This window comes from Pseudomonas sp. TH07 (genome assembly GCF_016651285.1).
GTDB lineage: Bacteria > Pseudomonadota > Gammaproteobacteria > Pseudomonadales > Pseudomonadaceae > Aquipseudomonas.
In genome coordinates, this window is record NZ_JAEKED010000001.1 from 6752136 (window position 1) to 6777939 (window position 25804).

Below are 25804 nucleotides of genomic sequence, written 5' to 3' on the forward strand. Positions count from 1 at the left end.
TTCTATCGTCTTCTTCAATGAATCAAGCAATTCGTGTGGGTGCTTATGGAGCAGCTGATGTCGTCGATTAAGGAGGTGATCCAGCCGCAGGTTCCCCTACGGCTACCTTGTTACGACTTCACCCCAGTCATGAATCACACCGTGGTAACCGTCCTCCCGAAGGTTAGACTAGCTACTTCTGGTGCAACCCACTCCCATGGTGTGACGGGCGGTGTGTACAAGGCCCGGGAACGTATTCACCGCGACATTCTGATTCGCGATTACTAGCGATTCCGACTTCACGCAGTCGAGTTGCAGACTGCGATCCGGACTACGATCGGTTTTGTGGGATTAGCTCCACCTCGCGGCTTGGCAACCCTCTGTACCGACCATTGTAGCACGTGTGTAGCCCAGGCCGTAAGGGCCATGATGACTTGACGTCATCCCCACCTTCCTCCGGTTTGTCACCGGCAGTCTCCTTAGAGTGCCCACCATTACGTGCTGGTAACTAAGGACAAGGGTTGCGCTCGTTACGGGACTTAACCCAACATCTCACGACACGAGCTGACGACAGCCATGCAGCACCTGTCTCAATGTTCCCGAAGGCACCAATCTATCTCTAGAAAGTTCATTGGATGTCAAGGCCTGGTAAGGTTCTTCGCGTTGCTTCGAATTAAACCACATGCTCCACCGCTTGTGCGGGCCCCCGTCAATTCATTTGAGTTTTAACCTTGCGGCCGTACTCCCCAGGCGGTCAACTTAATGCGTTAGCTGCGCCACTAAGAGCTCAAGGCTCCCAACGGCTAGTTGACATCGTTTACGGCGTGGACTACCAGGGTATCTAATCCTGTTTGCTCCCCACGCTTTCGCACCTCAGTGTCAGTATCAGTCCAGGTGGTCGCCTTCGCCACTGGTGTTCCTTCCTATATCTACGCATTTCACCGCTACACAGGAAATTCCACCACCCTCTACCATACTCTAGCTTGCCAGTTTTGGATGCAGTTCCCAGGTTGAGCCCGGGGATTTCACATTCAACTTAACAAACCACCTACGCGCGCTTTACGCCCAGTAATTCCGATTAACGCTTGCACCCTCTGTATTACCGCGGCTGCTGGCACAGAGTTAGCCGGTGCTTATTCTGTCGGTAACGTCAAAACAATCACGTATTAGGTAACTGCCCTTCCTCCCAACTTAAAGTGCTTTACAATCCGAAGACCTTCTTCACACACGCGGCATGGCTGGATCAGGCTTTCGCCCATTGTCCAATATTCCCCACTGCTGCCTCCCGTAGGAGTCTGGACCGTGTCTCAGTTCCAGTGTGACTGATCATCCTCTCAGACCAGTTACGGATCGTAGCCTTGGTGAGCCATTACCTCACCAACTAGCTAATCCGACCTAGGCTCATCTGATAGCGCAAGGCCCGAAGGTCCCCTGCTTTCTCCCGTAGGACGTATGCGGTATTAGCGTCCGTTTCCGAACGTTATCCCCCACTACCAGGCAGATTCCTAGGCATTACTCACCCGTCCGCCGCTCGCCACCAGGTACAAGTACCCGTGCTGCCGCTCGACTTGCATGTGTTAGGCCTGCCGCCAGCGTTCAATCTGAGCCATGATCAAACTCTTCAGTTCAAACATCTTTGGGTTTTTAAGAAACCCTAAACTTGGCTCAGCAATCGTTGGTTACATCTTTGATTTCTCGCGGAGTAACTTGTGATGCTGATAATCTTTTTGACTATCAGTCTGACTCCACAAGCACCCACACGAATTGCTTGATTCAGTTGTTAAAGAGCGGTTGGTTAAGATCTTTCGTCTCAACCGAGGCGCGCATTCTACAGCAGCCTCATTTGCTGTCAAGTGATTATTTTCAGAAGTTTTCGAAGATTTCTTCAACAACTTCAACCACTTGCGCTTCCGATCTCTCGTTAGCGGGAGGCGAATTCTACAGCGTTACTCGCTGTTGTCAACACCTTCTTTTCACCGCTTTCGACCGAGAAGATCGAACCGTTAATAGAGCCAAACAACACCGCTCTATCAACTCCTTCTGGGCTTCGATGATCTGAAGCAACTCGCTGTCGAAAACCGCGTAACTCTTTGTTTACCAAGGAGTTTTCCGTTTCGACTGCGCCGGAAGTGGGGCGAATTATAGACTTCCAGAATCTGCCGTCAACCCCTAATTTGTATTTACTATCAATAACCTGGAAATACCCGCCAATCGCCCTTCTATATAGAAGGAAAGAAACACCTTGAGCAATATATTGCGCAACCCGGACGACTTGAGCATGATGTGCTCCCGCCTGACTAGTTCGGATACATCCTGAAATGAACGATCAACCCCGCAGCCTCGGTGCAACCCTGTTCCCGGTTGGCCTGCTTCTAATCGCCATGGCTTCGATCCAATCCGGCGCCTCCCTGGCCAAGAGCATGTTTCCCGTGGTTGGAGCCCAGGGCACCACCACCCTGCGGCTGATTTTCGCCAGCGTGATCATGTTGCTGCTCCTGCGCCCCTGGCGCGCCAAGCTCACCGCAAAGTCATTGCGCACGGTGCTGGTGTATGGCGTGGCGCTGGGCGGCATGAACCTCCTCTTCTATATGTCCCTCAGAAGCGTGCCTCTGGGTATTGCCGTGGCCCTGGAGTTCACCGGCCCGCTGGCGGTGGCTATTTATGCTTCACGGCGTGCAGTCGACTTCTTGTGGATAGGCCTGGCGATCATCGGGCTACTGCTGCTGGTGCCCATTGGCGAGACCAGTGCCAGCATCGATCTGGTCGGCGCAGCCTATGCCCTGGGCGCAGGCGTGTGCTGGGCGCTCTATATATTGTTCGGGCAAAAGGCCGGGGCCGATAACGGCATTCAGACAGCAGCCCTCGGCGTAATGATCGCCGCCGTGGTGGTGGCCCCGGTCGGCATTGTCCATGCGGGCGCGGCTTTGCTGACACCAGCCCTGATCACGGTTGCACTCGGCGTGGCAATCTTGTCCACCGCCCTGCCCTACACCCTGGAGATGGTCGCCCTGACCCGACTGCCCGCCCGCACCTTCGGCACATTAATGAGCATCGAACCAGCCTTCGGCGCCTTGTCCGGCTTGCTGTTCCTGCATGAATACCTGTCTCTGGCGCAATGGCTCGCGATCGCCTGCATTATCCTGGCCTCGGTCGGAGCGACCATGACCATGCGCAGCGAATCCAAACCCATGGTCGCAGCGGATTGATTCTATCTGCGATCTAGCTCTGGTATTTAGCGCTCAATTAAGCGATGTTTAGCCGGCTAATGGAGCGTCAACCACGGACTTTTCGGACAGGGATATCGCAAACGCTAAAGCAGCGGTCAATGCAGGCTCACTGCAGTCACACTCGAGCACCAGACTCGAGGCCGGCATTAAGGACGGGAATGAAACGATTTTTGATACTGTTGGCTGTACTTGCTATTGCAGGCTGCGCCGCGACCGCGAAGACCGAGGTCAAGCGTGGCAAAAAGGGGCTGCATATCAACTGTTCAGGGCTGTCCTCTTCCTGGGACAAATGCTACACCCGCGCTACCGACTCCTGCGGCCCCAAAGGCTATAGGGTGATCGCCAAGTCGGGTGACGGTACTGAAGAACCCGGTGACTACCCGTTCGGGCTGAACCCCGCCGGCTACACCAGCCGCAGCATGATCGTCATCTGCAAGTAAGCGCACGCGCCTCAGGTGGGTTCGCTTAGCTGGCTGACGATCCGGTCATGGTTCGACTTCAGCACCTGGCGCTGCATGTCCGGGCTGACCAGCATTCTCGCCACTACCAGTGCACCCACGCACTGCGACAGGATCGACCAGGCCAGGGCTTCATCGCCCAGGGTCTGGGCCCAGCATTGTTGCAATCGGCAAATCCAGTCCTGCGCCTGCTGACGCACCTCCACCGATGCCCGGGAAATTTCCGCACCCAATGTCGGTAACGCGCACCCAGCCTCCGGTTGTTCGACATGACTCATGCTCAGGTATTGCTTGAGGCAACGGCGCAACCTGGCCTGACTTTGCTCACCCTCCCCACCCAGCCGCTCAAGGCTATGGCTCAGTTCACGCTCGACGATCGTGGCGAACAGTTCGTCCTTGGACGAGAAGTGGCTATAGAAAGCACCGCCACTGAGTCCGATAGCCTTCATCAACCCATCCACACCAACACTGGAAAAGCCTTCCTTCTTGGCCGACACCGCGCTGCTTTGCAGCAGCCGCTCCCGGGTTTCCTGCTTGTGACTGGCTGAATAGCGCATGGTCTGCCTCGCTGATTTCTCGTCTTGACGCGTCGCGAATCGTAGCATAACGTTCGTTTAGTTAACGATCGTTTACTAATGAGTGATCCCACCATGACTGCAATCATTGATAACAAGAAAGTCGTATTGGTCGTTGGGGCTGGCGATGCCACCGGCGGCGCCATCGCCAGGCGCTTCGCCGCAGAAGGGTACGTCGCCTGTGTCACACGACGCAGCGCCGACAAACTGCAGCCGCTGGTCGAGTCCATCCAGCAAGCAGGCGGCGAGGCCCATGGGTTCGCTTGCGATGCACGCAAGGAAGAAGACGTGGTCGCGTTGATCGAGCACATCGAAACCCAGGTCGGCCCGATCGAAGCTTTCGTCTTCAATATCGGCGCCAATGTGCCGTGCAGCATTCTTGAAGAGACGGCACGCAAGTACTTCAAGATCTGGGAAATGGCCTGTTTCTCCGGCTTCCTCAATGGACGGGAAGTCGCCAAGCGCATGGTCACTCGCCAGCGAGGGACCATCCTGTTCACCGGCGCCACTGCCGGCCTAAGGGGCGCCGCCGGTTTCGCCGCGTTCGCCGGAGCCAAGCACGGTATTCGCGCGCTGGCACAAAGCATGGCGCGGGAGCTGGGCCCGTTGAATATCCACGTCGCGCACGTAGTGGTCGACGGTGCCATCGATACCGACTTTATTCGCAGCAACTTTCCGGAAAAATACGCGCTCAAGGATCAGGACGGCATCCTCAATCCCGAGCACATCGCCGACAACTACTGGTACCTGCACAGCCAGCCCCGGGACGCCTGGACTTTCGAGCTCGACCTGCGGCCGTGGAACGAGCGCTGGTAACCCCCCCCCTCAATAACAACAATCAGGGAGTACCCTCCATGAGCAAAAGCGTCGAGTTCTTCTTCGACCTGGGCAGCCCCACGTCTTACCTGGCCTACACCCAGTTGCCCAAGATCTGCGCCGAAACCGGCAGCCAGCTGATTTACCAACCGATGTTGCTCGGAGGCGTGTTCAAGACCACCGGCAATGCCTCACCCGTGACCATTCCCGCCAAAGGTCGCTACATGCTGCAAGACCTTGCACGCTACGCCAGACGCTACCAGGTGACGCTCAACTTCAACCCGCACTTCCCGATCAACACCCTGCAACTGATGCGCGCAGTGACCGGCGTCCAATTACGCCACCCTGAACGCTTCGGGGAGTTTGTCGATTGCCTGTTCCGCGCGCTGTGGGTCGACCAACTGAACCTCAATGATCCGGCAGTGGTAGCTGCCACCCTGAGCCAGGGCGGCTTCGACCCTCGGGAAATTCTCGCGCTGTGCGAGGATGAAGAGGTCAAGACGGCCCTCAAAGACAAAACCGAGCACGCCCTGCAGCGCGGCGTATTCGGGGCGCCGAGCATGTTTGTCGATAATCAGCTGTTCTTCGGCCAGGATCGTCTGGACTTCGTGCGCGAAGCCCTGAGCTGATCTCCCCACGCCCTGCGCCGCCTGCCAGGGGCAGACGGCGCAATCGGCAATCAGATCGCCGCGGTGCGGGTCTCCAGCCAGGCCAGTGCCGCGCCTTGCAGCAACGGGCTCAGACGCTGGCGAACTTCGGCGTGGTAGGCGTTGAGCCAATCACGCTCGTCCTGGGTCAACAACGAAGGTTGCAGGCAACGGGTGTCGATCGGGCACAGGGTCAGGGTTTCAAACCTTAAGAACTCACCGAACTCGGTACTGCCTGCTTCACGATTCAACACCAGGTTTTCGATACGCACGCCCCAGCGGCCGGGCCGATAGGTGCCCGGTTCGATGGACGTGATCATCCCCGGCTGCATCGCCGTGTGCGGTGCCGGCACGGCCTGGTAGGCAATGACCTGCGGGCCCTCATGGACGTTGAGGAAGTAGCCCACGCCGTGGCCGGTGCCATGACCGTAGTCCACGCCTTCAGCCCAGATCGGCGCACGGGCGATGGCGTCCAGCAAGGGCGAGAGAATGCCCCGGGGAAACTGCGCCCGAGACAGCGCGATGACGCCCTTGAGCACCCGGGTGCAATCAGCTTTCTGCTCGGCGCTCGGGGTGCCGATCGGCACCATGCGCGTGATATCGGTAGTGCCGCCCAGGTATTGGCCACCGGAGTCGATCAACAACAGCCCATCACCCTCGATCAGCGCGTGTTCCTCGGGCGTGGCGTGGTAATGGGGCATCGCGCCGTTGGCGTTGAATGCGGCGATGGTATTGAAGCTCAGCGAAACATAACCCGGGCGCCGAGTACGGGCTGCGGTGAGGTGTTCGTCGATGCTCAGCTCGGTGATGCGCTCCTGGCCCAGGGCACTGTCGAGCCAGGCGAAGAACTCGCAGAGCGCGGCACCGTCCTGTTCCATGGCCTGGCGAATATGTTCGGCGTCGGCCAGGCTCTTTTGCGACTTGGCCAGGGTCGTCGGGTTCAGGCCTTCGATCAGGGTCACCGCGCCGTCCAGGTTGCCCAACAAACCGGCGGTCACCCGCGCCGGGTCGATCTGCACACTGGCCCCCGCAGGCACCGCGCTCAAGGCGGCGGCCACTTCGCTGTAATCGCGCAGGTTCACACCGTCCCGCTCAAGTACCGCGCGCAGTGCCGGGTCGACCTTGCCCAGGGCCACAAACAAGGTGGCCTGCTCTTGGCTGATCAGGGCAAAGGAGACAAACACCGGGTTGAACGACACATCGGCGCCGCGCAGGTTGAACAGCCAGGCGATGTCATCGAGGGTGGCAATGAAGTGCCAGTCCGCCCCACGCGCCTTCAGGGTTTCCCGCAACTTGGCCAGCTTTTCGACACGGCTGACCGTGGCTTCGGGTGGCAAGTGTTGATAGATCGGCTGATTCGGCAAGGCCGGGCGATCGCTCCAGACCTGCTCCAGCAGGTCGATATCGGTGCGCAAGCGCGCGCCCCGTTGCTCCAGCTTGTCACCCAGGGTGCGGGCCGACGCCACGGCCATCACCGCGCCGTCCACCGCCACCACCGCGCCTTCGGGCGTGTGCTCGGCCAGCCAGTCCAGGGGCCCGGGTTGCCCCGGCAGCAACTTGACCAGTTCGATACCACTGCCTTTGAGTTCCTTGGTCGCCTGTTCCCAGTACCGGCTATCCGCCCAGACTCCTGCGAAGTCCGCCGTCACGATCAGGGTCCCGACCGAGCCATGAAACCCCGACAACCATTGCCGGCCCTGCCAGTAGCCCGGCAGGTATTCCGACAGGTGCGGGTCGGCCGATGGCACCAGCAATCCGTGGATGCCCTCGCGGCGCATCAGTTCGCGGGTGCGCGCCAGGCGCTGGGGAACCGTTCCATGGGTCAAAGGCTGCGTACTCATTGTCTCTCCTGCTAACCGTTTGGATCATTGTTATAGAAGGTTGAAGCCCGCGCCCTCTTCAGGGTTGGGCCACCGCCCAGAACGCAGGCGCACTGGCCACGGCGGCCTTGATCAACTGTGCGGCCTGATCGATGTCTTGCTCAGTGGTGAAACGCCCCAGGCTCAGGCGGATGGTGCGGCCGGCGGACCGTGCGTCATGCCCCAGTGCCAGCAGCACATGGGACGGCGCATTGCTCGCCGAATTGCAGGCCGAGGTCGCGGAAAACGCCATGGACGCGCTCAAGGCTGCGCCATCGAACGCGCCTTCGTTAAAGGTCAGGCTCAGGGTATGGGGAATACGCTGCGTGGCGCTGCCATTGAGCCGCAAACCTGGAATATCGGCCAGTTGTTCGAGCAGGCGCGCGCGCAGATCGGCGATGGTCGCGGCTTCCTGCTCAAAGTGTTCGGCGGCCAGGGCAAAGGCGGCGCCCATCGCGGCAATCTGGTGGGTGGCCAGGGTGCCGGAACGCAAGCCGCCCTCGTGGCCGCCGCCGTGAATCTGCGCCTGCAAACGCTGTTGCGCGCGCGGGCCGACATACAGCGCGCCGATGCCTTTGGGGCCGTAGATCTTGTGTGCGGAAAACGACATCAGGTCCACCGGCCATTGCGCCAGATCGATGGCCACCTTGCCCGCGCCCTGCGCCGCGTCCACATGCAGCAACGCACCGCGCTCCCGCACCAGCTGGCCGATGGCAGGAATGTCGTTGACCGTGCCCAGCTCGTTGTTGACCAGCATCAGCGACACCAGAAAGGTGTCGTCACGCAGCGCCTCGCTCACGGCCTGAGCGCTGATCAGCCCTTCGGCATCCGGCACCAGGTACGTCACGGCAATGCCGGCTTCCTGCAGTTGTTTGGCGGTATCGAGAATCGCCTTGTGTTCGATCTGACTGGTGATGATGTGCCCGCCGGGCACCCCGCGTGCCTGGGCCACACCCTTGAGCGCCAGGTTGTTGGACTCGGTGGCGCCGGAGGTCCAGACAATCTGCTCGGCGCTTGCACCCACCAGTTGCGCGACCTGCTGGCGCGCCAGTTCGACACTGCGTCGTGCCTGTTGGCCGAACGCGTGGGAGCTGGACGCCGGATTGCCGAAGTTGCCGGCAAACCCCAGACACTCCACCAGCACCTGGATGACTCGCTCATCCACCGGCGTGGTGGCGGCGTAGTCGAAATAAAGAGGACGTTTATTCATGGCAAAAAACCCACAGAGACTATTCCAGGATCAGGCCGCGGGGCGTCCCGTTGCCGCTCACAGCGCAGGCTCGAAGGCCACGCGACAACGGCAGGACAGCCCGGCAACAGCCGATCGAATGCAGTTAAAGAAAAACAACTTCGTTTAAAAGTGCGTAGGAACGCTCCTGAAATCAGCTTAACAGGCTACTGGCGCCGGGTTGAAGCGGTTCAGCCAACGCTTTCGAGCAGCAACGGGTACAGGGAAATCACCAGCAGGGCCGCCATGCCCAGATTGAACAGCCGCAACCAGCGCGGGTTACGCAGCACATTGCGCAACAGGCTGCCGCAGGCCGCCCACAGGCTGACGGTCGGTGCATTGATCAAGGCAAATACCGCCGAGATCACCAGCACATTGGTGAAATAGCCCTGCAAGGGGGTGTAGGTGCTGATGGCACCGACGGCCATCACCCAGGCCTTGGGGTTGACCCATTGAAACGCCGCGGCGCCCCAGTAACTGATGGGTTTGCCCTGGCCTTGCTCGGTCTCGGACATTGGCCCGGAACGGGCGATCTTCCACGCCAGGTACAACAAATAGGCCGCGCCGACATAACGCAACACGCTGTACAGCACCGGGTACGCCTCGAACACCGCGCCCAGCCCCAGGCCGACCGCTAATACGAGCACGAAGAAGCCGCAGCTGATGCCGAGAATATGGGGGATCGAACGGTTGAAACCGAAGTTGACCCCTGACGCCAGGAGCATGGTGTTGTTCGGTCCGGGGGTGATGGAGGTGACCAGCGCAAACAAGGCAAACGCCAGCAGCAGGTCCGGGGAGAGAGTCATGGGGCAAGTCCTTGGGGCAGGTCAGTCAGGCATTGACCTTATTCGAGCCCAGGCGCGAAACCCACGGACAGTTGAAGAAAACTTCGAGCAGTACAGACGCCTCAGCTGGCCCGCCCGTGCAGATTGAGCCCACGCTCGGCGCTCATCTCACCCTGCTTGTCAAAACCCGGGACCTTTTGCGGCAGGCCCAGCAACTGGGCTTTTTTCTGCTGGTACTCATCGAACGACAAGCTGCGACGGCTCAGCGCCTCCAGGGCCAGTTCGCGGCTTTCTTCAGCCGTGTAGGGCCGCAATTCGGGGGTGGAAGGGCTGGCGCAACCGGCAAGAACAGTGGCGGCGAGCAACAGTAAAAGGGCGGGAAGACGGTTCATGGCGGGTTCCTGGAAATCGGGTTGCGGACAATGAACACAGGCTACTCCCGCCTCCCGGGAGAGAAAAATCAACAGCCTCGATAGTCGCTATCGACTGTTTGTGTACCCGTTATTGGCGGCCCATATATTTCTTAATGATCTATAAATATGGAAATACGCTCTTTTGAGGAATAACAACAAGGCTTTATAACTGGCCATCCGTTGCACGGCTGTTGCCTGAGCAACTGTTTGCCAGGCAACAGCCAATCAACAAAAGCAGACCCAGGCAACAGCACCCGACACCCTGCCATTGGGCTACAAGCCCCGTAATACCTGGGCTGCGGTCGTTGGTACAGCTCTTGCTCAGGCTCTGGGACTTCTCACTGCTCCTTGAGCCACTGTTTAAAAAGGAACTGATCATGTCGCGTCCATTGAAAGTCGTTGCCCTTTCCGGCGGTACCTGGCGTCCCTCGCGCACCCTGGTGCTGACCCAGGCCCTGCTCGCCGAACTGGCCGAACAGTTGCCGATCGACAGCAAGCTGATCGAACTGGGCGACATTGCCCGGCCCCTGGGCGCCGCGCTGTCGCGTCAGGAGCTGCCGGCCGAGATCGAGGCCGAGCTGCAAGCCATCGAAAGCGCCGACCTGTTGATCGTCGCCGCCCCGGTGTATCGCGGCTCCTACCCGGGCCTGCTCAAGCACCTGTTCGACCTGATCGACCTCAATGCGCTGATCGACACCCCTGTGCTGCTGGCCGCCACCGGTGGCAGCGAGCGGCATGCCCTGGTGCTGGATCACCAGTTGCGCCCGCTGTTCAGTTTCTTCCAGGCCCTGACGCTGCCGATCGGGGTCTATGCCACTGAAGCCGACTTCGCCAATTACCAAATAACCAGTGAGCCCTTGAAGGCCCGCATTCGCCTTGCTGCAGAACGCGCCGCTCCCCTGTTCGGCGCCCATCCGAAAAATCTGCTGAAAATCGCTTAAGGACCTGTCATGGATGTTTTCTGGTTTCTTCCGACCCACGGCGACGGCCATTACCTGGGCACCACCCAGGGCGCGCGCCCGGTCACCCTCAATTACCTGAAACAAGTGGCCCAGGCCGCCGACAGCCTCGGCTACCACGGTGTGCTGATCCCCACCGGCCGCTCCTGCGAAGACTCCTGGGTCATCGCCTCGGCCCTGGTGCCCCTCACCGAACGCCTGCGCTACCTGGTGGCGATCCGCCCGGGGATTATTTCGCCCACGGTCTCGGCGCGCATGGCCGCCACCCTGGATCGGCTGTCCAACGGCCGTTTGCTGATCAACGTGGTCACCGGCGGCGACCCCGATGAAAACCGTGGTGACGGGATCTTCCTCGACCACAGCGAACGCTACGAAGTGACCGACGAGTTCCTCAAGATCTGGCGTCGCGTGCTGCAAGGCGAAGCCGTGGATTTCGAAGGCAAGCACTTGCAGGTGCAAAACGCCAAGGCCCTGTACCCACCGGTGCAGAAGCCCTATCCACCGCTGTACTTCGGCGGCTCCTCCGACGCGGCCCATGACCTGGCGGCCGAACAGGTGGACGTATACCTGACCTGGGGCGAGCCACCGGCCGCCGTGGCGGAAAAACTCGCCGACGTCCGCGAGCGCGCCGCACGCCATGGCCGGACCGTGAAATTCGGCATCCGCCTGCACGTGATCGTGCGTGAAACCGAAGAGGACGCCTGGAAAGCCGCCGCCAAGCTCATCGAGCACATCAGCGACGAAACCATCGCCGCCGCGCAGAAATCCTTTTCCCGCTTCGACTCCGAAGGCCAGCGCCGCATGGCCGCGCTGCACGACGGGCGCCGCGACAACCTCGAAATCGCCCCCAACCTCTGGGCCGGGGTCGGCCTGGTCCGTGGTGGCGCCGGCACCGCGCTGGTGGGCAACCCCGAGCAGGTGGCGGCACGCATCAAGGAATACGCGGACCTGGGCATCGAGAGCTTTATCTTCTCTGGCTACCCGCATCTGGAAGAGGCCTACCGCTTCGCCGAACTGGTGTTCCCGCTGCTGCCGGAACCCTACGCCAGCCTTGCCGGCCGTGGCGTCACCAACCTCACCGGGCCGTTTGGCGAAATGATCGCCAACGATGTCCTCCCCGCACACGCCAAGGCCTGATTGCTCGCAAACCTGTGTCGCGCGGTGGTCGTGCAAAGCCGATGGGCGGTGCTTCATGGCCGGCCCATTGGATGGGAGTACGACTGCTGCGCAGGGTTTGCGATGACCACGCTTCTCCACGAGGAACACCGCGTGACTGCCAAGCCGCAAAGCGCCCTGTTGTCCCCCCTGCAGACCGCCCGCCAACTGGCCGCCGAGTTTGCCCTGACCGCCGTCGAACGCGATGAGCGTGGCGGCACCCCCAAGGCCCAGCGCGATGCCCTGCGCCAGAGCGGGCTGCTGGCCCTGAGTATCCCCACCCAGTACGGCGGCCTCGGCGCCAGCTGGAGCGACACCCTGAACATCGTCCGCGAGTTCGCCAAAGTCGACAGTTCCATCGCCCACGTCTTCGGCTTTCATCACTTGATGCTGGCCACCGTGCGCCTGTTTGCCCGCCCCGAGCAGTGGCAACCCTGGTTCGAACAGACCGCGCGCAAAAACTGGTTCTGGGGCAATGCCCTCAACCCCCTGGACACCCGCACCGTGGTCAAGAACCTTGGCGGCTGGCGCGAGTTTTCCGGCAAGAAGAGCTTCTGCTCCGGCGCCAGCGATTCGGAAATGCTTATCGCCTCGGCGGTCGATGAAAGCGCCGGCGGCAAGCTGCTGATTGCCGCCATCCCCAGCGGCCGCAGCGGCATCACCCTGCATAACGACTGGAACAACATGGGCCAGCGCCAGACCGACAGCGGCAGTGCCAGCTTCGAACGGGTGCGGGTCGAAGAATCGGAGCTGCTGCTCGACCCGGGTCCGCTGAGCACGCCGTTCGCCTGCCTGCGGCCGCTGATCGCTCAATTGACCTTTACCCATATGTTCCTCGGCATCGCCGAAGGCGCGTTCGAAGAAGCCCGGCAATACACCCTGACCGAAACCCGGCCCTGGCATAAATCCAGCGCCCAGGACGTACGCCAGGACCCTTACGTGCTCAGCCACTACGGCGAGTTCTGGGTTGCCCTGGAAGGCGTGCGCCTGCTGGTGGAACGCGCCGCCGACCTGCTGGACAAGGCCTGGGCCCGGGGTCCGGCCCTGAGCGCCGAAGAACGCGGGCACCTGGCCACCGCCATTGCTACCGCCAAGGTCGCCGCCAGCCGCAACGGGCTTGAGCTGTGCAGCAAGTTGTTCGAAGTCACCGGCGCCCGCTCCACCCATGCCTCGCTGCGCCTGGACCGGCATTGGCGCAACCTGCGCACCCAGACCCTGCACGACCCGCTGGACTACAAACTCCATGAGCTGGGCGACTGGGCACTGAACCAGTCCCTGCCGACACCGACTTTCTATTCATAGCCTTCTGTTCCCGGAGCGTGTCCATGCAGCTTTTGACCTTACCGCCCTCGCCCGCGCTGGCCACCTCGATCCGGGCCACCGCCCAGGTCTTCGAGGACCCGAAATCCCGGGCCCTGCTCGCCCACTTGCAACAGGTCGCGCCGAGCGAAGCCAGCGTCCTGATAATCGGCGAGACCGGTACCGGCAAAGAGCTGGTGGCGCGACATATCCACAACCTCAGCGCGCGTCGCAACCGGCCGTTCGTGGCGGTCAACTGCGGCGCGTTCTCCGAATCCCTGGTGGAAGCCGAACTGTTCGGCCATGAAAAAGGCGCGTTCACCGGCGCCCTGAGTGCCAAGGCCGGCTGGTTCGAGGAGGCCAACGGCGGCACCCTGTTCCTGGATGAGATCGGCGACTTGCCGATGGCGATCCAGGTCAAGTTGCTGCGGGTGCTGCAAGAGCGCGAAGTGGTGCGCCTGGGCTCGCGCAAAAGCATCCCGATCGATGTGCGGGTGCTGGCGGCGACCAACGTGCAACTGGAAAAAGCCATCAACGCCGGGCATTTTCGCGAGGACCTGTACTACCGTCTGGACGTGGTCAGCCTTGAACTGAGCCCATTGCGCGAGCGCCCCGGCGATATCCTGCCGCTGACCCGGCACTTTATCGATGCCTACAGCCAGCGCCTGGGTTACGGCAGCGTGTCCCTGAGCAGCGAAGCCGAAGCCAAGCTCAAGAGCTACAGCTGGCCGGGCAATATCCGCGAGCTGGAAAACGTGATTCACCACACCCTGCTGATCTGCCGCAACGGGGTGATCGAGCGCGACGACCTGCGCCTGTCGAACATGCGCATCGAGCGCCAGGACGACTGCCACGGCACCCAGGACGACTCGGCCCAGGCCCTGCTCGAGCGGGCCTTCCATAAATTGTTTGAAGAACAGGCCGGGGCTCTGCACGAGAAAGTTGAAGACGCCCTGCTGCGCGCGGCCTATCGCTTCAGCCACTACAACCAGGTGCACACCGCCAACCTGCTGGGCCTGAGCCGCAACGTCACCCGCACCCGCCTGATCAAGATCGGCGAGCTGGCCGTCAACAAAAGGCGACCGGTCGAAGGCCCCAGCGAACGCACCCTGCAACTGTCGATATAACGTCAGTTGACCCGTTGCGGGGCCGGCGTTTTCGGCTCGACCAACAGACAGTGCAGGGCGTTGTCCGGGCTGCGCTCGATGCTGCGCAGCACCTGGAACGAACCAAAGGTCACCGTCCTGGCCTGATAGGCGTGAATCAGCTGCCAGAAGTCCTGCTCGCCGTTTTCAAAACTGCGAAAGGCCGCCTCCCCGGCTTCCCGTGATTGCCATTGCAGGTAGTTGAGGACCCGCCGCCCGTCGTCGCTGGCCTGCACGCTGGCACTCAAGAACCCCTCATGATCCTGGGCCAGACGCTCGGTCTGTACCGACAGTGCGGCCACCAGCCCCGGCTGCTGGTGGGGTTCGATTTCGAACTCGATCAATTGCGTGAAGCTGCGGTTTTTCTCGGGCAGGTGCATGGCCAATCCCCACGGACAAGTGAAAACGGAAATCTTGCGATTCGAAGGTGCGCAGGGTAAAACCTCGAGTTAACTAGAGGTCAAGTCACTTTTTTTATCCGGGGCCGTCCATGATCTGCAGCGACAACATCCACAAGGAACTGACCGTCGGCCAACTCTCGGAGCGCAGCGGCGTGGCAGTCACCGCCCTGCACTTCTACGAATCCAAGGGCCTGATCAAAAGCAATCGCAACGCAGGCAACCAGCGCCGCTACCACCGCGAGGTGCTGCGCCGGGTGGCGCTGATCAAGATCGCCCAGCGCCTGGGCATCCCGCTGGCCACCATCGGCGAAGCCTTGCAGAAGTTGCCCGATGGCCGGGCGCCCACGGCAGCGGACTGGAAAAATCTTTCCGCCCAGTGGCGCAATGACCTCGACGAGCGCATCAGCAAACTGATCTGGCTGCGCGACCAGCTCAATGGCTGCATCGGCTGTGGCTGCCTGTCCATGGAAGCCTGCCCGCTGCGCAATTTTGGTGACGTGCTGGGCGAGCGCGGACCGGGGGCGCACCTCCAGGATTAAGCGGGGCTGGTGGCCGAGAAGGTTAAGAAATCTGCCGAGTACGTAGGAACAGGCCGTAGGCCGTCGTCAGTAAAATCGACCCTATGCTAATGTCCGCAACTGCCTCCTACATTGAGCACCCTTCCATGCCACGGATTGCCTCCTTCGAAAAGCCGCGCTGGCTGCGCGACCTGCTGCGTTTCCTGCCCCTTAAAAGTCAGTTCGTGCTGTCTGGCAATGTCCGCGACCTGCAGGCCAGCGAAGTCGCGCCCGGGGTCATCACGCCCCAGACCTTCAACCTCAACCTGCGCGACGAACTGCTGGCGGCCGGCTACAGCCAAGTCATCAGTTGGGACCCGTTGGCCGGGTTTCGCGTGTTGCAGCCACCCGGGGCCGATCCGGCCATTGCCGACACCCTGCTGCGCGAACTGGGCCTGACCCCGGTGGAAGGCGCCGCGCCAGCCGGCACCGACCTGCTCAGCGCCACCTTACAGCGCCTGGTCAATCGCCCCGGCGAGCCCCTGGCGCTGATTGTCGATTTTGCCTCGCGCCTGGTCATTCGCAACGACGCCCTGACCCCGGCCGAACACCAACTCTTCACCCAGGCCCTGGTGCTGTCCCACCAGGCCCGGGGCCGCCCGGCCGGCGAGCAGCGCAAACCGTTCTTCAACAGCATTCTCTGGGTGGTGGAAAAAGAAGGCGACCTGCCGGACTGGATGCTGATCGACAACCCTCGCCTGCGCCATATCCCGGTGTCCAAACCCGACCAGCAAGCGCGCCTGGCCCTGGCCCCGGCCTTGCTGCGCGGCCTTGCCGGCGGCCAGGAAGCCAGCGAGGAAACCCAGCACAAAGCCGCCCGCGACTTTGCCGAAAACACCGAAGGCCTGCTGCTCCTCGACCTGAATGCCATCGCCCAACTGGCCCGGGTCGAAGGCCTGGCCTTGGAGCGCATCGGCGATGCGGTGCGGCGCTACAAGGTCGGGGTCACCGAAGACCCGTGGCTGAAGATCGACCGCCAGCGGATTCGTCAGGCCGACGACTTCATCCGCCAGCGGGTCAAGGGCCAGAGCCATGCCGTGACCCACATGCTGGATATCGTCAAGCGCGCCATGACCGGCGTTGGCGCCAGCCGCAAGGGCAATCGACCCCGGGGCGTGGCCTTTCTCGCCGGCCCCACCGGGGTGGGCAAGACCGAACTGGCGAAGACCGTGACCAGCCTGCTGTTTGGTGATGAAAGCGCGTACATCCGCTTCGATATGTCGGAATTCAGCGCCGAACATGCCGACCAGCGCCTGGTGGGCGCGCCCCCGGGTTATGTCGGTTATGACGTCGGTGGCGAACTGACCAATGCCATCCGCGAAAAACCCTTCAGCGTGGTGCTGTTCGATGAAATCGAAAAAGCCCACCCGCGCATCCTCGACAAGTTTCTGCAAATCCTCGACGACGGTGTACTCACCTCGGGCCGGGGCGACCGGGTGTATTTTTCCGAGGCGCTGATTGTCTTCACCTCCAACCTCGGCATCTACCGCCAGGGCGAGAACGGCGAGCGGGTGGCCAACGTGCTGCCGGGGGAAACCTTCCCGGTAGTCCAGGGCAAGGTCCTGGGGGAAATCGAGCGTTACTTCAAACTGGTGCTCAACCGTCCGGAGATCCTCAACCGCATCGGCGAGAACATCATCGTCTTCGATTTCATCCGTGAGGACGTGGCCGGCGAGATCTTTCACCAGATGGTCGGCAATACCCTGGCCGACCTCACGGCCCAGGCGCTGCATATCGAACTGGACGCCGGCTCCCTGCAAAGCCTGCGCGACTTGTGCCTGCATGACCTGTCCAACGGCGGCCGGGGCATTCGCAACCAGCTCGAGGCGCACCTGCTCAACCCGCTGGCCCGGGCTCTGTTCGACCAGGATGCGCAACCCGGCGAGCACTTCCAGATCAGCCAACTGAACGCCGAAGGCCTGCTGCTGGAACGCCGTACCCTGTGAATATCAGCCTGTCGCGGGTGCATTTCCCGGTCACCACCCTGGGGCCGGGTCGGCGCCTGGGCATCTGGTTCCAGGGCTGCAGCATCCGCTGCGACGGCTGTATCTCCGCCGACACCTGGGGCCCCGGCAAACGGCCGCTGGCCCTAGCGCAACTGCTGGACGATATCCAGCCGTGGCTGGCCGAGGCCGAGGGCATCACCCTCTCCGGCGGCGAGCCATTCGACCAGCCCGACGCCCTGCTGGCCCTGCTCGGTGCGCTGCGCCAGCGCACCCGGGTCGATATCCTGGTGTACAGCGGCCACCCGCTGGAAACCCTGCAACCGTTGCTGCAACGCGCCGAGGGTTTGCTCGACGCACTGATATGCGACCCGTTCGAGCAACAACAGGCGCAAACGCGGGTCTTACGCGGCAGCGATAACCAACGCCTGATTTTTTTCACCGAGCTGGGTCGGCAGCGCCTGGGTGCCTACGAGCGCCCGTTGCAGGCGGACGACCGGGCTCTGGACCTTATGTTCGATGACGATGGCAGCATCTGGATGGCCGGCATCCCTCGCCGTGACGACTTGTTGCAACTGCGCGACCTGTTGCACGAGCAGGGTCACCAACTCCAGATCAGCGCCCATACCTCACGCCGCCGTTAACCGGAATTGCCACCGATGATACGTTTTTGCCCCAATTGCCAGACCGCACGCCCGCTGGCGGAAATCTTTTGCGAAGGCCAGCTGCCGGATGACCGGCCCTGTGGCTGGGAGCTTTCCGCCGAGGCCATCCACCCGGACGGCTGGCACCCGCAACCGGTGATCACCCAGGAACTGCTGGCCCAGCAGCAGACTCTGGACGCCGCGCCCATTGGCCTGCACTGCACCGCCGGGCACCCCATGGACCCCGGCGACATCATGTGCCTGGAGTGCGGCGCCGACCCGGCCAGCGCCGCCCCCGTCACCGACCCGGTGCCAGTGGCGGCCCCGGAACCGGCTGCCGCCAGCGGCGAAACCGTGATCGACGGCTGGCGCCTGCTGCGCCAGATCAGCAGCACCGGCGTGCGCGAACGGTTCATGGCCGAGCAGTTGGACAGCGCCCGCCAAGCGGTGCTGACCCTGTACCAGGCTGGCTCCGAGCCGGACCCGGCAGTGTACGAAGTGCTCAAGCGCCTGCCCCGCGAGCACGTGCCGGAAATCATCGCCACCGGGCGCTGGGACGAACGCGCCTATGAAGTGGCCGAAGAACTCACCGGCGGCACCCTGGCCGACCTGGGGATCGTGGTCACTGATGTCAGCGCGGTGCAGCACATCGTCCGCGAGCTGGGCCAGGCCCTGCATGCCTTCAGCGAAGCCGGCCTGCGCCACCGCGACCTGCGCCCGGCGACCCTGCTGGTACGCAGCCGCGAGCCGCTGGACCTGGTGATCAGCGGCTTCGGTTCGGCGCGCCTGTCGGAATTCGACCTGGACATCGTCTCGCCCCTGGAAACCAGCCGCTACATGGCCCCCGAGGCGATTGCCGGCGGCGTGGCCGCAGCGTCGGACTGGTGGAGCCTGGGCATGATCCTGCTCGAGCAACTGACCCAGGGCGCCTGCTTTGAAGGCATCAACGCCAATGCCTACCTGATCCATATCCTGGCCAACGGCGTGCTGTTGCCCGAGGACCTCGACCCGCAACTCGACCTGCTGCTGCGCGGCCTGCTGGCCCGTGACCGCCACCAGCGCTGGCAATGGCCGCAGGTCCAGGCCTGGCTCAATGGCGAGGCAGTCAGCGCCCCCGCCGCCACGGCCGCCGAGGAAGACACCGCCGAAGGCGCAACCATCGCCCTGGACAGCCGGCGCTTTCGCAAGCCCCGGCTGTTTGCCCTGGCCGCCGCCGAAGCGCAGCACTGGGACCAGGCCCTGGACCACCTGCTGCGCGGCGTGATCGTGACCTGGGCCGAACAGGCCGGCCTGGCGCCCAAGTTGCTGGCCGGCCTGCGCCAGGTGGCCCAGCACGAAGGCCTGGAAGATGACGTGCGGCTGATGCTCGCGCTCAAGCTGCTGAACCCGGAAATGCCGCTGATCCAGCGCGGTGACATCGTCACCCCGGGCTGGCTGCTGGAACACCCCCTGGACGGTTATCGCCTGATCAGCGGCCCGGCCCCTGACCTGCTGGAACGCCTGGAGACCGAACACTGGCTGTCGCGGCTCAAGGTACGCGCCGAACAGGTACGCCAGCGCGCCCAGCATCAATCCATCGAACTGGACGAAGACCAGCTGCGGATTTACCTGCTCTCGACCTCCCGCGCGCGTCTGGCGGCGCAGTGGGAAGAGCGTCAGCGCTTGCTGCCCGACAGCGAGCACCACGGCGTGCTGTCACTGTCGGACCGGCGCCTGATCAGCGAAGAAGACCTGATCGTGCTGCTCAGTGCGGCCATCGGCCAGTTCCGTTCGGTGGACGCGATCCTCGAGGAAGCCGCGCAACTGGCCCGGGACGCGGTGGTGCTGAGCTATGAAGACGAAGCGGCGCGCAGCTTGCTGGCGCAGCCACGGTCGTCCATTTACCGCAGCGTCGACGAGCGCATCAGCGGCTTTGCCCGCTGTGGCGTGCCGAGCATCGATGAGTGGGCCGAGCAGTTCCGTCTGGAGCGGCGCATGCCGTTGGCCCGGGCCCTGGTGCTGCTGGCGATCCCGGCCGAGCAATGGTTGGAGCCGCAAAAACAGCATTACGTGTCGCAGATCCTGGATTTCTTCGAGAAGAAGGTTGCCAGCGTGGTCATGCGCGGGCCGCTGGTGCGCATGAGCATCGGCAAGACCACGGCCCGGGTCGACCTCCACGAACTGCACAGCGAACGCAGCCCGGCCCCGGCCCTGCTGGATCACCTGGTGGCGCGCAACGCGCAGCCGATTGCCCTGGACCCGGCCTGCTTCGCCAGCGACGAAGGGCGAGAGGGGCGCCTGAACAGCCTGTACCGGCAAAGCTCGCTGTATAAGCGGGACACCGGGATCGACGGGCTGTACCTGGGCTTTCCGTTCCTGCTGACCCGCGACCCGCGCGGCACCACCCGCACCCGCATCGCCCCGCTGCTGCTGTGGCCGGTCAAGCTGCTGCTGGAAGTCGGCAGCCGTGGCCAGGTGTCCCTGGTGTTCGACAGCGAACGCGAAGAGGTGCGGCTCAATCCGGGCCTGGAAACCCTGCTCGGGATCGACGCCAGCAAGGTCTGGCGCAAGGCCGCCGACGAGCTGCTGGGGCGCTCGGCGCTCAAGGCGGCCGACGTGATGGACGCCTTCGGCATGCTGGCCACCGCCCGTTCGCGGGTGCTGGGGGCACTGCCGCCGACCACCACCGAGGTGGTCGCCTACCAGGATCAACTGGCCTGCTCCGCGGTGCTGTTCCATGTTGCCTTCATGGGCCAGGCCATCGGCGAAGACCTGCGCCAGCTCAAGGCCCTGCCCCCCGGCGGCACCGGCCTGGAAACCGCCCTGCGCCTGACCGAGGGCAGCACCCAGGCGCCGGCCATGGAGGCGGTGCCGGAACTGCAACGCTTCTTCACCGTGGCCAGCGACCCGTCCCAGGAAGCCGCCGTGCTCCAGGCCCGGCAAGCCCCCGGGCTGCTGGTGGAAGGTCCGCCCGGCACCGGCAAGAGCCAGACCATCGTCAACATGGTGGCCGACGCCATTGGCCGCCAGCGCAGCCTGCTGATCGTCTGCCAGAAGCACGCGGCCCTGGAAGTGGTGCACAAACGCCTGGTGGCCGAAGGCCTGGGCAACCGCATCGTCATGCTCAACGACATCAACCGCGACCGCGAACCGGTGATCCGCAGCGTGCGCGAACAACTGGAGGCACTGTTCAAGGTCGAGGTGGTGGAGCAGCCCTGGTTGCGCCAGCGCGAACGCCTGGCGGCGCGGATCGAAGCCCTGGAAGGCGAGCTGGATCGTTTCCACCAGAGCCTGCACCGTCTCGATGAACACACCGGCCTCAGCTACCGGACCCTGCTCGGCGAGCTGATCGGCCTCGAACAAGGCACCGCGCCGCTGGACATGCCGGTGCTGCGCCAGCGCCTGGCGGCCCTGGACATCGCCGACCTGACGCGCCTGGAAGAAGCCTGCGCGCCCCTGGCACGGCTGTGGTTGCCGGCACGTTACGAAAACAGCGTGCTGGCCCAGGTCCAGGCCTTCCCCACCGACAAGGCCAGCCTGCAAGCCTTCGACAGCAGCCTGCGAAGCTTTCAGGAAGCCGAGCGCACGCGCCTGCAAACCCTGGACAGCCACCCGGCGAGCTTTGAAGTCGAGGACCCGGCGCCCTATCGCGCCTGGCTCGATGGCCATGTGCAAAGCCTGCTCGGCCTCGACGACAGCCATCGCCACCTGCTGGCCCGCTGGCTGCCGCTGTTTCGCAGCCATGGCGGCGAAACGCCCCAGGGCGATGGCCTGATCCAGGCCCTGGAACAACTGGACCTGCAATTGCAGCAGTGCGACCCGGCCCATTACCAGGCCAGCCTGTCGCCGGCCCTCGGCAGCCTGCCACCGGCCGAGCTGCGGGCCTTGCAGAACCGCACCCGCAGCCTGATCCAGGGCACTTCCTGGCTGGCCCGGCTCAACCCCTTGCGCCTGGTGCGCCGCAGCAAGGTGCTGGGCTTCCTCGCCGAACAGGGGGAAAGCGCCAGCGAACAACGGCTGCCGGCCCTGCTCAACGCCGCCCTGCTGGAAAGCCAGTGGCGTCCGCTGCGCCACCAGCTCGGCCAGTTGCACCAGGTGTTGGGCCTGGGCGAAGTGGCCAGCGACAGCGGCCTGGCCCTGCACCCGCTGGTGCGCAATGACCTGCGGCAATTGCAGGACATGCGCGCCCTGGCCCGGGGCCTGGCCGAAGCACCCCGGGTCGACCAGGTGGACGCCGCGATCCTCACCGGCGAGCGGCAGTCCCTGGAAGCCTTGCTCGCCGGTTACGACGCGGCCTTTATCCGCTGCAATGTGCGCCAAATGAGCCTGGCCGCCCTGCAACGCCTGGGGGACTGGCTGGAACCGCCGCTCCTGGCACAGTTGCAAGGCGCGGTGCAGCAGAACCAGAGCAACCTGCTGATCCTCAACCGCCTGGAGGCTGCGCTGCCGACGCTGGCGGCCTATCAGCAGTTCCGGACCCGGGTCGGCCAACTGTCCGCCGCCGACCTTGAACTGTTTGGCGTATTGCGCGAGCAACAAGCGGCCCTCGATGCCGTGCCGCCCGAGCAACTGGAGGCGCTGATCCGGCGCATGCTCAACCGCGAAGCGCGCCTGGGCTGGAAACGGCGCATGGAGCAACAGCTGCCAGAGCTGATGCTGGAGCAAAGCGAAACCGCCGCAAAAATTGCCAGCCTGGCCGAAGCCGACGCGCAGATGCGCCTGCTCAATCGCCAGTTGCTCAGCGAGGGCATCGACGCCGCACGCCTGGGCACGCGCAAGCAATGGGAAGACGTGACGCGCCTGACAGGCCGGCGTTCGCGGCGCCTGCGGGAATTCATCGAGATGGGCTCGAGCCTGGGCCTGATGAGCCTGCGTCCGGTGTGGCTGATGAACCCTGATGTGGCGAGCCGGGTGCTGCCGCTCAAGCCCGGGCTGTTCGATATCGTGATCTACGACGAAGCCTCGCAGATGCCGGTGGAGTTCGCCCTGCCGACCCTGTATCGCGGGCGGGTGACGGTGGTCAGCGGCGATGAAAAACAAATGCCGCCGACCGCGTTTTTCTCCAGCCGGGTCGAGAGTGACGAAGCCGAACTGTTCGACGGCGACCTGCCGGAAGACCAGGACAGCGAAGAACAGCGCGAGGAATTCGAAGACACCTGGAACCGGCGCGAGATCAAGGACTGCCCGGACCTGCTGCAACTGGCCCGCAGTTCGCTGCCGGCCACCACCTTGCAGATCCACTACCGCTCGGCCTACCGCGAGCTGATCGGTTTCTCCAATGCCTCGTTCTATGGCAACCGCCTGAGTATTCCGGTGCGCCATCCCCAGGCCAATATCCTCAGCATCAAGCCCCTGGAGCTGATTCGCGTCGACGGCGTCTACCAGCAGCAGAGCAACCTCCTGGAAGCCGAGCGCGTGGTCGAGCACCTGGCCCAGCTGTGGCTGACGCCGTACGACGAGCGACCGTCGGTGGGCGTGGTGACCTTCAACCGCAAGCAGGCCGACCTGATCGAGGAATGCCTGGAACGCCGCGCCGAACTCGACCCAGTGTTCCGCGCCGCCTACAGCCAGGAACGTGAACGCAGCGAAGACGGCGAAGACATGTCGGTGTTCGTCAAGAACGTGGAAAACGTCCAGGGTGACGAACGGGACATCATTGTTTTCTCTTCGACCTTCGGCCGTAACAGCCAGGGCAGCTTCCGCCGCAACTTCGGTGTGCTCGGGCAGACCGGCGGCGAGCGCCGACTCAACGTGGCCGTGACCCGGGCGCGGAAAAAAGTGGTGATGATCACCTCGATGCCGATTGCCGACATCTCCGACATGCTCAGCACCCAGCGCCCGCCGGCCAGCCCCCGGGACTACCTGCAGGGCTACCTGGAATACGCCCGGGCGCTGTCTGCCGGGGAGTTCAGCACCAGCCAGAACGTACTCGGGCGCCTGCTCACCGAACGCCCGGAAGTGCGCCTGCAACACAGCGCCCACAGCGACGGTTTTACCCAGGCTGTGGCGGCCTTTGTGCAAACCCTGGGCTGGACCGCAGCGCCGGCCAACGAAGGCGATGCCTTCGGCCTGGATTTCGCCATCGAAAACCCGGCCACCGGGCTGTATGCCATCGGCATCGAATGCGACACCCCGCGCCACGCCCTGCTCGGCCGCGCCCGTTCGCGAGAGATCTGGCGGCCGTCGGTGCTGCGCCGGGCCATTCCCCATATCCACCGGGTCTCGTCCCAGGGCTGGTACCAGGATGGCGACGCCGAGCGCGCCCGCCTGCAAGCCGCCATCGAACGCGCCCTGAGCCAGCCGGTCGTGGCCCCGCCATTGGTGGCCCCGGCCCCGGCCATAGTCGCCGAGCCGGACGCAGTGCAGCCCCTCCTCGATACGGAAGACACCCCATGAGCGGCCCTAAAGTCGTACGCATCATTACCCGCGAAGAAGTCCTCGAGATCTGCGCCGGCCATTTGCGCCGCCTGGAAAAAGCCATCGCCCGCTGGGAGCAGCAAGCCGCACGGATCGGTGAACTCAACGCCGGCGAACAGGCCGCCACCTACGCCCGTCGCGATCAACTGCGACGCCTGATCGACGCCGACCAGTTGCGTGAACTGCAAACCCTGGTGCCGATCGAGATCGAGTTTCTTCAGCGTGACCTGGCCCAACGCGAAGAGCGCGCGGTGCAACGCGCTGCCGAGCAGCGGCAATGGCAGCGGCGCCTGCGGGAAAACGCGGCGACCCTGCTCAAGGCCCTGCAAGGCAAAGAGGCGCCGGCTGCGCTGCTGGAGCAACTGCAAGCACTGGCAGACGGCCGAGGGAGCGAACAGGCCGAAGGCATTCTGGCCGAGGGCTTTGCCGCACTCAGCGCGACGCCGGTCGACAGCAGCCTGAGCGAGGCGCAACAACAATTGGCCCGGCGCCTGCAAACCGACACCGCGCCCCAGACCCTGGCCCAGTGGCGCGCCGCCCATGAACAACGCGAACCCCGCCTGCTCGACATCGATCGGCATATCGCCCACCTGCAGACCCTCGACAGCGACGCCAGCGCCGAACCGTACCTGGCCAAGCTGGTGCTGATCGAAAGCGAACACCGGAGCCTGCAACGCAACCTGCTGCTCGACAGCCTGGTGCTGGAGCTGGCCGCGGCCACCCGCGCCAGCACCGAACGCCGGGGGCGCCTGGCCCAGTTGCAGGATCTGGCGGCGGAGGTCGAGACCCTGCTCGGCGAAGCGGCCCAGGACGTGCTCAGCCAGGTGCAGCAGTGCGCCGCCGACGACCCGCACAGGGTCAATGAGCTGATCGAACAATGCACCGCACTGATCGCCGAGCACCTGCAACGCCAGGCCGCTTTGGCCCGGCGCCAGGCGGTATTGGAAGGCTTGAGCAGCCTGGGCTACGAAGTCCGTGAAGGCATGGCCACGGCCTGGGCCGACAAGGGCCGGGTGGTGCTGCGTAAAACCGCCACCCCGGGCTATGGCGTCGAAGTCGGCGGCAGCGCCGACAATGGCCGGCTGCAAGTGCGTGCGGTGGCGCTGACCGCCAATCACGACAGCCAGCGCGATCAGGACATCGAAACCATCTGGTGCGGCGAATTCCAGCGCCTGCAAGCCCTGCTCGCGGCCCAGGGCGATGACCTGAGCATCGAAAAGGCCCTGGCCGTGGGCGCGGTCCCGCTCAAGGAAGTGGCGCTGGATGAAGCGCTGGTGCAGCACGACGTGCGTCAGCTGCGCACCTTGTGACAACGCCC

General features: G+C 63.4%; 19 protein-coding genes and 1 rRNA gene. 13 read left to right on the forward strand and 7 right to left on the reverse strand.

The window, feature by feature from the left end; translation table 11 throughout:
* Window positions 1–68 precede the first annotated feature (68 nt).
* Window positions 69–1607 (reverse strand): 16S ribosomal RNA (locus tag JFU57_RS30695).
* Between the two features lie 690 nt (window positions 1608–2297).
* Between JFU57_RS30695 and rhtA the strand changes: the two genes are divergently transcribed.
* The gene (gene rhtA / locus JFU57_RS30700) at window positions 2298–3185 is read left to right on the forward strand and encodes a threonine/homoserine exporter RhtA (RefSeq protein ID WP_078470586.1); all 888 of its coding nucleotides are present in this window, start codon (window positions 2298–2300) and stop codon (window positions 3183–3185) included.
* A 179-nt stretch (window positions 3186–3364) separates the two neighbouring features.
* On the forward strand, window positions 3365–3646 hold the full coding sequence (locus JFU57_RS30705) for a hypothetical protein (RefSeq protein WP_020297800.1): 282 nt from the start codon (window positions 3365–3367) through the stop codon (window positions 3644–3646).
* 11 nt (window positions 3647–3657) lie between these two features.
* Here JFU57_RS30705 and JFU57_RS30710 read toward each other — a convergent pair whose 3' ends face one another.
* On the reverse strand, window positions 3658–4221 hold the full coding sequence (locus JFU57_RS30710) for a TetR/AcrR family transcriptional regulator (RefSeq protein WP_078470587.1): 564 nt from the start codon (window positions 4219–4221) through the stop codon (window positions 3658–3660).
* Between the two features lie 93 nt (window positions 4222–4314).
* Here JFU57_RS30710 and JFU57_RS30715 point away from each other — a divergent pair, with 93 nt between their 5' ends.
* Window positions 4315–5055 (forward strand): SDR family oxidoreductase, encoded by a 741-nt coding sequence (locus JFU57_RS30715; protein WP_078470588.1) that lies wholly within the window; start codon window positions 4315–4317, stop codon window positions 5053–5055.
* Window positions 5056–5093: 38 nt separating this feature from the next.
* Entirely contained in the window at window positions 5094–5684 is a 591-nt protein-coding gene (locus JFU57_RS30720; RefSeq protein WP_201131848.1) for a 2-hydroxychromene-2-carboxylate isomerase, read from the forward strand.
* Window positions 5685–5734: 50 nt separating this feature from the next.
* Here the strand turns inward: JFU57_RS30720 and JFU57_RS30725 are convergent, their stop codons facing one another.
* From JFU57_RS30725 to JFU57_RS30740, 4 genes are all read right to left on the reverse strand, one after another.
* A complete protein-coding gene (locus JFU57_RS30725) occupies window positions 5735–7543 on the reverse strand; it encodes an aminopeptidase P family protein (RefSeq protein WP_201131849.1) in 1809 nt (602 codons plus the stop codon).
* 58 nt (window positions 7544–7601) lie between these two features.
* Window positions 7602–8771, reverse strand: coding sequence for a cysteine desulfurase family protein (locus tag JFU57_RS30730; protein ID WP_201131850.1), 1170 nt, complete (start codon window positions 8769–8771; stop codon window positions 7602–7604).
* Window positions 8772–8980: 209 nt separating this feature from the next.
* The gene (locus tag JFU57_RS30735; protein WP_078470592.1) at window positions 8981–9595 is read right to left on the reverse strand and encodes a LysE family translocator; all 615 of its coding nucleotides are present in this window, start codon (window positions 9593–9595) and stop codon (window positions 8981–8983) included.
* Window positions 9596–9696: 101 nt separating this feature from the next.
* Window positions 9697–9966, reverse strand: a complete 270-nt coding sequence (locus JFU57_RS30740; RefSeq protein WP_078470593.1) for a hypothetical protein — start codon at window positions 9964–9966, stop codon at window positions 9697–9699.
* A gap of 398 nt (window positions 9967–10364) precedes the next feature.
* Between JFU57_RS30740 and msuE the strand changes: the two genes are divergently transcribed.
* The 4 genes from msuE (at window position 10365) to JFU57_RS30760 (ending at window position 14527) form a co-directional block, all read left to right on the forward strand.
* On the forward strand, window positions 10365–10928 hold the full coding sequence (gene msuE / locus JFU57_RS30745; protein ID WP_020297809.1) for an FMN reductase: 564 nt from the start codon (window positions 10365–10367) through the stop codon (window positions 10926–10928).
* Between the two features lie 9 nt (window positions 10929–10937).
* Complete coding sequence (ssuD, locus tag JFU57_RS30750) at window positions 10938–12083, forward strand: FMNH2-dependent alkanesulfonate monooxygenase (RefSeq protein ID WP_201131851.1); 1146 nt, start codon at window positions 10938–10940, stop codon at window positions 12081–12083.
* Between the two features lie 102 nt (window positions 12084–12185).
* Window positions 12186–13403, forward strand: a complete 1218-nt coding sequence (locus JFU57_RS30755; RefSeq protein ID WP_177326786.1) for an acyl-CoA dehydrogenase family protein — start codon at window positions 12186–12188, stop codon at window positions 13401–13403.
* A 23-nt stretch (window positions 13404–13426) separates the two neighbouring features.
* Window positions 13427–14527, forward strand: coding sequence for a sigma-54 interaction domain-containing protein (locus tag JFU57_RS30760; RefSeq protein WP_201131852.1), 1101 nt, complete (start codon window positions 13427–13429; stop codon window positions 14525–14527).
* Window positions 14528–14529: 2 nt separating this feature from the next.
* Here the strand turns inward: JFU57_RS30760 and JFU57_RS30765 are convergent, their stop codons facing one another.
* On the reverse strand, window positions 14530–14925 hold the full coding sequence (locus tag JFU57_RS30765) for an antibiotic biosynthesis monooxygenase family protein (RefSeq protein ID WP_078470596.1): 396 nt from the start codon (window positions 14923–14925) through the stop codon (window positions 14530–14532).
* A 110-nt stretch (window positions 14926–15035) separates the two neighbouring features.
* On the opposite strand from JFU57_RS30765, the gene soxR reads away from it, so the two are divergent.
* The 5 genes from soxR to JFU57_RS30790 all read left to right on the forward strand — a co-directional run bounded on the left by soxR (window position 15036) and on the right by JFU57_RS30790 (window position 25796).
* On the forward strand, window positions 15036–15485 hold the full coding sequence (gene soxR, locus JFU57_RS30770; protein WP_201131853.1) for a redox-sensitive transcriptional activator SoxR: 450 nt from the start codon (window positions 15036–15038) through the stop codon (window positions 15483–15485).
* Between the two features lie 83 nt (window positions 15486–15568).
* Window positions 15569–17449 carry an AAA family ATPase gene (locus tag JFU57_RS30775; RefSeq protein ID WP_102047905.1) on the forward strand — a complete coding sequence of 627 codons (1881 nt, stop codon included), beginning with the start codon at window positions 15569–15571 and terminating at the stop codon, window positions 17447–17449.
* On the forward strand, window positions 17446–18090 hold the full coding sequence (locus JFU57_RS30780; RefSeq protein WP_201131854.1) for a 4Fe-4S cluster-binding domain-containing protein: 645 nt from the start codon (window positions 17446–17448) through the stop codon (window positions 18088–18090). Before JFU57_RS30775 ends, JFU57_RS30780 begins: the two co-directional genes overlap by 4 nt.
* 15 nt (window positions 18091–18105) lie before the next feature.
* Complete coding sequence (locus tag JFU57_RS30785; protein WP_201131855.1) at window positions 18106–24465, forward strand: AAA domain-containing protein; 6360 nt, start codon at window positions 18106–18108, stop codon at window positions 24463–24465.
* Window positions 24462–25796, forward strand: a complete 1335-nt coding sequence (locus JFU57_RS30790) for a hypothetical protein (RefSeq protein ID WP_201131856.1) — start codon at window positions 24462–24464, stop codon at window positions 25794–25796. The genes JFU57_RS30785 and JFU57_RS30790 overlap by 4 nt, the downstream gene beginning before the upstream one ends.
* Window positions 25797–25804: the final 8 nt, after the last annotated feature.

Bases quoted from the DNA above. Each gene is read 5' to 3' on its own strand.
- rhtA (WP_078470586.1), top strand. From the start codon at position 2,298: ATGAACGATCAACCCCGCAGCCTCGGTGCAACCCTGTTCCCGGTTGGC.
- JFU57_RS30705 (WP_020297800.1), top strand. From the start codon at position 3,365: ATGAAACGATTTTTGATACTGTTGGCTGTACTTGCTATTGCAGGCTGC.
- JFU57_RS30710 (WP_078470587.1), bottom strand. From the start codon at position 4,221: ATGCGCTATTCAGCCAGTCACAAGCAGGAAACCCGGGAGCGGCTGCTG.
- JFU57_RS30715 (WP_078470588.1), top strand. From the start codon at position 4,315: ATGACTGCAATCATTGATAACAAGAAAGTCGTATTGGTCGTTGGGGCT.
- JFU57_RS30720 (WP_201131848.1), top strand. From the start codon at position 5,094: ATGAGCAAAAGCGTCGAGTTCTTCTTCGACCTGGGCAGCCCCACGTCT.
- JFU57_RS30725 (WP_201131849.1), bottom strand. From the start codon at position 7,543: ATGAGTACGCAGCCTTTGACCCATGGAACGGTTCCCCAGCGCCTGGCG.
- JFU57_RS30730 (WP_201131850.1), bottom strand. From the start codon at position 8,771: ATGAATAAACGTCCTCTTTATTTCGACTACGCCGCCACCACGCCGGTG.
- JFU57_RS30735 (WP_078470592.1), bottom strand. From the start codon at position 9,595: ATGACTCTCTCCCCGGACCTGCTGCTGGCGTTTGCCTTGTTTGCGCTG.
- JFU57_RS30740 (WP_078470593.1), bottom strand. From the start codon at position 9,966: ATGAACCGTCTTCCCGCCCTTTTACTGTTGCTCGCCGCCACTGTTCTT.
- msuE (WP_020297809.1), top strand. From the start codon at position 10,365: ATGTCGCGTCCATTGAAAGTCGTTGCCCTTTCCGGCGGTACCTGGCGT.
- ssuD (WP_201131851.1), top strand. From the start codon at position 10,938: ATGGATGTTTTCTGGTTTCTTCCGACCCACGGCGACGGCCATTACCTG.
- JFU57_RS30755 (WP_177326786.1), top strand. From the start codon at position 12,186: ATGACCACGCTTCTCCACGAGGAACACCGCGTGACTGCCAAGCCGCAA.
- JFU57_RS30760 (WP_201131852.1), top strand. From the start codon at position 13,427: ATGCAGCTTTTGACCTTACCGCCCTCGCCCGCGCTGGCCACCTCGATC.
- JFU57_RS30765 (WP_078470596.1), bottom strand. From the start codon at position 14,925: ATGCACCTGCCCGAGAAAAACCGCAGCTTCACGCAATTGATCGAGTTC.
- soxR (WP_201131853.1), top strand. From the start codon at position 15,036: ATGATCTGCAGCGACAACATCCACAAGGAACTGACCGTCGGCCAACTC.
- JFU57_RS30775 (WP_102047905.1), top strand. From the start codon at position 15,569: ATGCTAATGTCCGCAACTGCCTCCTACATTGAGCACCCTTCCATGCCA.
- JFU57_RS30785 (WP_201131855.1), top strand. From the start codon at position 18,106: ATGATACGTTTTTGCCCCAATTGCCAGACCGCACGCCCGCTGGCGGAA.
- JFU57_RS30790 (WP_201131856.1), top strand. From the start codon at position 24,462: ATGAGCGGCCCTAAAGTCGTACGCATCATTACCCGCGAAGAAGTCCTC.